The sequence below is a fragment of the Mycobacterium sp. genome, assembly GCF_050701675.1.
Taxonomy (GTDB): domain Bacteria; phylum Actinomycetota; class Actinomycetes; order Mycobacteriales; family Mycobacteriaceae; genus Mycobacterium.
The window spans coordinates 1-4508 of the sequence record NZ_JBOGDD010000642.1 but is presented as its reverse complement, the minus strand read 5'-3'; the positions used below and the strand labels follow the sequence as shown (position 1 = coordinate 4508).

The 4508-nt window shown below is 67.3% G+C and carries 5 protein-coding genes and 1 pseudogene; 3 read left to right on the top strand and 3 right to left on the bottom strand.

The features are described 5' to 3' along the window. The coding region (locus ACRDUX_RS19740; RefSeq protein ID WP_526415708.1) for an ATP-binding protein at positions 1 to 1385 on the top strand (1385 nt) is incomplete at its 5' end. After that, positions 1382 to 2197 carry an orotidine-5'-phosphate decarboxylase gene (gene pyrF, locus ACRDUX_RS19735; RefSeq protein WP_526415707.1) on the top strand — a complete coding sequence of 272 codons (816 nt, stop codon included), beginning with the start codon at positions 1382 to 1384 and terminating at the stop codon, positions 2195 to 2197. The genes ACRDUX_RS19740 and pyrF, both read left to right, overlap by 4 nt. Positions 2198 to 2280: 83 nt before the next feature. Here pyrF and ACRDUX_RS19730 read toward each other — a convergent pair whose 3' ends face one another. From ACRDUX_RS19730 to ACRDUX_RS19720, 3 genes are all read right to left on the bottom strand, one after another. Then, positions 2281 to 2646 carry a hypothetical protein gene (locus ACRDUX_RS19730; protein WP_526415706.1) on the bottom strand — a complete coding sequence of 122 codons (366 nt, stop codon included), beginning with the start codon at positions 2644 to 2646 and terminating at the stop codon, positions 2281 to 2283. A 139-nt stretch (positions 2647 to 2785) separates the two neighbouring features. Next, positions 2786 to 3166, bottom strand: a complete 381-nt coding sequence (locus ACRDUX_RS19725; protein WP_526415705.1) for a DUF4345 family protein — start codon at positions 3164 to 3166, stop codon at positions 2786 to 2788. 122 nt (positions 3167 to 3288) lie between these two features. After that, positions 3289 to 3867 carry a hypothetical protein gene (locus ACRDUX_RS19720; protein WP_526415704.1) on the bottom strand — a complete coding sequence of 193 codons (579 nt, stop codon included), beginning with the start codon at positions 3865 to 3867 and terminating at the stop codon, positions 3289 to 3291. A gap of 520 nt (positions 3868 to 4387) precedes the next feature. Between ACRDUX_RS19720 and mihF the strand changes: the two are divergent. After that, a pseudogene (mihF, locus tag ACRDUX_RS19715) lies at positions 4388 to 4508 on the top strand (integration host factor MihF); the annotation flags it as partial.

Here is a 4508-nt window from a genome sequence, read left to right as displayed (position 1 = left end):
TGCAGCTCGGTGGCCAGACGCCGCTGGGCCTGGCCGACCGGCTGGAGAAGGCCGGCGTGCCGATCGTCGGTACCAGCCCCAAGGCCATCGACCTGGCCGAGGATCGCGGCGAGTTCGGTGAGGTGCTCAAGAACGCCGGGCTGCCCGCACCGCGGTTCGGAATGGCGACCAGCTTCGAGCAGGCTCGCCGCATCGCAGCAGACATCGGCTACCCCGTCCTGGTGCGGCCGTCGTACGTGCTCGGTGGACGCGGTATGGAGATCGTCTACGACGACGAGACGTTGCGTGGGTACATCACTCGTGCCACTCAACTTTCGCCGGAACATCCCGTGCTGGTCGACCGCTTCCTCGAGGATGCGATCGAGATCGACGTGGACGCCCTGTGCGACGGCGCCGAGGTCTACATCGGCGGCGTGATGGAGCACATCGAGGAGGCGGGCATCCACTCCGGCGACTCGGCGTGCGCACTTCCGCCGGTCACGTTGGGCCGCCAGGACATTGCGGCGGTTCGCCACGCCACCGAGGCCATCGCCCACGGCATCGGCGTGGTGGGCCTACTGAACGTGCAGTACGCGCTCAAGGACGACGTGCTCTACGTCCTGGAGGCCAACCCCCGCGCCAGCCGCACGGTGCCCTTCGTCTCGAAGGCCACCGCGGTGCCGCTGGCGAAGGCATGCGCCCGGATCATGCTGGGTGCCACGATCGCCCAGTTGCGCGAGGAGGGCCTGCTGGTCGCGACCGGCGATGGAGCCAGCGTCTCGCCGAACGCCCCGATCGCGGTGAAGGAGGCGGTGCTTCCGTTCAACCGCTTCCGCAAGGCCGACGGCTCGCAGGTGGATTCGCTGCTGGGCCCCGAGATGAAGTCAACGGGCGAGGTCATGGGAATCGACCGCGACTTCGGCACCGCGTTCGCCAAGAGCCAGACCGCGGCGTACGGCTCGCTGCCTGCGCAAGGCACGGTGTTCGTCTCGGTGGCCAACCGCGACAAGCGCTCACTGGTGTTCCCGGTCAAACGGCTTGCCGATCTCGGCTTCCGCGTGCTGGCCACCGAGGGCACTGCGGAGATGCTGCGCCGCAACGGCATTCCCTGCGACGTGGTGCGCAAGCACTTCGAAGAGCCCGGTGGAGGCCGTCCCATCCTGTCGGCGGTCGAGGCGATCCGGGCGGGTGACGTCGACATGGTGATCAACACGCCGTACGGGAATTCGGGGCCACGCATCGACGGTTACGAGATCCGGTCCGCCGCGGTGGCGATGAACATTCCCTGCGTCACGACGGTGCAGGGCGCGTCCGCGGCGGTGCAGGGGATCGAGGCGGGCATTCGCGGCGACATCGGCGTGATGTCACTACAGGAGCTGCACAGCAGGCTCGGTGCGCAGAAGTGACCGGCTTCGGGGCGCGGCTGGCCACCGCGGCGGCGGAACGGGGCCCGCTGTGCCTGGGCATCGACCCGCACCCGGAACTGCTGACGGCATGGGGCCTGCCGGTGGACGTCGACGGGCTCAACACGTTCTGTGACGTCTGCGTCGAGGCCTTCTCGGGCTTCGCGATCGTCAAGCCGCAGGTGGCGTTCTTCGAGAGTTACGGCGCAGCAGGATATTCCGTGCTCGAAACCGTCATAGCCGAACTGCGCGACGCCGGCGTGCTGGTGCTGGCCGACGCCAAACGCGGCGACATCGGCACCACCATGGCGGCCTACGCCGCCGCGTGGGCTGGCGACTCACCGCTGGCTTGTGATGCGGTGACGGCCTCGCCCTACCTGGGCTTCGGCTCGCTGCGGCCACTTCTCGACACCGCCGCCGAGCACGACCGCGGTGTATTCGTCCTGGCTGCGACCTCCAACCCGGAAGGTGCGAGTGTGCAGCGCGCAGAGATTCACGGGCGGACGGTAGCCCAGTCGATCGTGGACGACGTGGCCGCCGAGAACCGCGGCACTGGAACGGGTTCCGTCGGTGTCGTCGTCGGCGCGACCTTGTCCGAACTACCCGATCTCAGTGGGCTCGGCGGTCCGGTGCTGGTGCCGGGGGTCGGTGCTCAAGGAGGACGACCGGATGGGCTGCGCGGCCTCGGCGGTGCGGCGCCGGGCACCTTGCTCCCGGCCGTCTCCCGGGAGGTGCTGCGGGCCGGACCCGACGTCGCGGCGGTGCGGGCGGCCGGAGAACGGATGCGCGACGCCGTGGCGTACCTCGTCCCTTAGCACGACGACGTCCGCACCCGGCCGAGGAAGTGCAAGCGGCGGGCCACCGCTGTCGGTGACCCGCCGCCTCGTAATTTGGTGGCTTACAGCGGAATCCAGACGGGGCCGAACCAGAATCCCCAGCCTTGGCCGTTGCCTGCCTGCATGGGGGTCACCTGCTGACCGTTCCAGTTGAACGGCTGGTGATCCTGACGGCCCTGGTCAACCCCGCGACCTTGCCAGTTGACGGGTCCGTTGTTGTTGTTTGGACCCCAGTTGTTGTTGGGTCCGTTGTTGTTGTTCGGGCCCCAGTTGTTGTTGTGCTGGTCCTGCCCGCAGGGCGGCCGGTTCGGTGCGTTGCAACCCTGTCCGGGATCTGCTGCTGCCGTACCGAGGCCAACGCCGAACAACCCGGCGAGTCCTACTCCGGCAGCTAGTGTCGATGCGTACACGGCTCGCTTGAAGGTCATCAGTGCCACTCCACTCATATCGTCTGCGGGGCGTGAGTTCGCCTCGTGGACATGACGTTAAGTGGCGGAGATGGGTTGACCCTTGGGCCACGGTGAGTGCCCGCTGTGCGTTGGGTAACAGAAGGAAAACCGTTTGCCATCAGGAGGATTGCGGCACCTTCGAGGTGAGGAAGAAGAGCAGGAACGGCACCGCCAGCTCGACGGCGAGCATTGCCAGGTAGAAGGCGTTTGGCGGTCCGGAGATGGCCACGGATGCGAGCCGGGCCAGGCCACCCAGGAGGAACGCTCCGGCCAGCAGATTCAGTGGCCGCCGTTTGCTCTCGATGTCGGGCACGCACCACAGGAATGCGAACCCGTAACAGAGGAACATGGCGGCGAAGAAGCGATGCTCGCCCTCCGCAGTCGCATTGAGTGGACTGCCGCCGATGACGGCGCCACCGCCGAGTATGAGGTGCCCCGTGGCGATTCCGACCACCGCCACACCGATGATCGCCACCAGAATCTGAGTCGTCCGCCGCATTGCGAGCACCTCCTCCAAGGATCTACTACGCACTGTAGTTGATCGTCTCTGGAGGGGCAACGGCGAAAGGTGGCCGGCGCCTTCGCGCCGGCCACTCTTTCGCTCAGGCATGACTCAGATCGTCACAGCGGGATCCAGACCCCGAGAAACCAGAAGCCCCAGTTGTTGAAGTCCTGGTTGTAGATGGGCTGCACCCACTGGTTGTTGTAGTTGAACGGCTGATGGTCGTTGCGACCCTGGTCGATGCCGCGCCAGGCCTGGTCGGGGGGAGGCGGTCCCCACTGCGGCCCACCTGGGCCGCCGTGGTAGCCGGGCCCACCGCCAGGGCCGCCTGGGCCGCCGAATCCACCGGGTCCGCCCGGTCCGCCGTGGTCATCGGGTCCGCCGGGTCCACCTGGACCCCGGCCGTCGGGCCCACCGGGTCCACCCTGCTGTTGCGGTGGCGGACCACCAGGACCACGCTGCCCACCAGGGCCGCCCTGCCCACCAGGTCCACCTGGACCGCCCTGGTCTTGACGCGGGGGCCCCCCGGGGCCACCGGAGCCGCCTTGTCCGCCGCCAGGGCCTTGGCACGTGCCGCCCTGCGGCCCACACGGAGAGGGGCCTGGCTGGGCGGCGGCGAATCCGGCACCGGCGGTCAAGGCGGACGCACCGACACCCATGGCGATGGCGGCCGCACAGGTCGCGCGTTTGAGATGCATGGCATCTGTCCTTTCGAGGCTTCGTCTTGGAGGGATCAACCCCGACTGCCGCACGCTATGGAGGGAACCTGTGTGCCAGCTATCTCCTGCATGTGAGTGAAGTACGTGACGGGGGTAACCCCAAGTGACAGACGTGGCTCGAACGTCACGCGTCGCACTGCATCCGACACGCCCGACACGCCGTGACCAGCGAAATTCTCATCAAGAGGGTCCCTTCGGGTAGCCGCTCGGCACCCTCGCCGCCAGCTTCCCCGGCAATTGGCACGTGCCGAGACCTCCAAAACCATTGATATGCAGGGACATCGCGTCCGCGTCAGACCCCACCCGGGCCGGCGCAGGCACACCGGTGAAATACTGGCGATCGCCCTACACGCTGCGGTTTTGACCCCGTAACTCGGGGGGTGGGGTTAGCTTTCGTCAGCGGCCGTGGGTACGGTCGTCGACGCTGGCTGGTTCTCTAACCAGTCAAGACACAACTAGATGATGGCCAGTACGAAGATGGCGAGAGACGGAGGAACCCGTGGCCCTTCCCCAGTTGACCGACGAACAGCGCGCGGCAGCGTTGGAGAAGGCTGCTGCCGCACGTCGAGCGCGAGCTGAACTGAAGGATCGACTCAAGCGTGGCGGCACCTACCTCAAGG

Bases quoted from the DNA above. Each gene is read 5' to 3' on its own strand.
- ACRDUX_RS19730 (WP_526415706.1), bottom strand. From the start codon at position 2,646: ATGACCTTCAAGCGAGCCGTGTACGCATCGACACTAGCTGCCGGAGTA.
- ACRDUX_RS19725 (WP_526415705.1), bottom strand. From the start codon at position 3,166: ATGCGGCGGACGACTCAGATTCTGGTGGCGATCATCGGTGTGGCGGTG.
- ACRDUX_RS19720 (WP_526415704.1), bottom strand. From the start codon at position 3,867: ATGCATCTCAAACGCGCGACCTGTGCGGCCGCCATCGCCATGGGTGTC.